Source organism: Ochrobactrum sp. SFR4, from assembly GCF_019730395.1.
GTDB lineage: Bacteria > Pseudomonadota > Alphaproteobacteria > Rhizobiales > Rhizobiaceae > Pseudochrobactrum.
The window spans coordinates 1-262 of record NZ_JAAPBB010000926.1 but is presented as its reverse complement, the minus strand read 5'-3'; the positions used below and the strand labels follow the sequence as shown (position 1 = coordinate 262).

The following is a 262-nucleotide window of genomic DNA, read 5'->3' as shown; positions in this document are numbered from 1 at the left end:
ATACTGGCATGAGTACGGGATTTTTCAATGCGACCACACCTATTCAGTATGAAGGGCCGGACAGTACCAACCCGCTGGCTTACCGGTTTTATAATCCGGATGAAATCGTGCTGGGCAAACGCATGGAAGATCAGCTGCGTTTTGCCGTCGCCTATTGGCATAGTTTGGCCTGGCCGGGGGGCGATCCGTTTGGCGGCCAAACATTTGAACGTCCGTGGTTTGGTGACAGTTTGCAACACGCAAAACTAAAAGCTGATGTTGC

General features: G+C 51.5%; 1 pseudogene. It reads left to right on the top strand.

What is annotated here, in order from left to right:
• Positions 1 to 8: 8 nt before the first annotated feature.
• Positions 9 to 262, top strand: a pseudogene (locus tag HBA93_RS21805) (xylose isomerase); the annotation flags it as partial.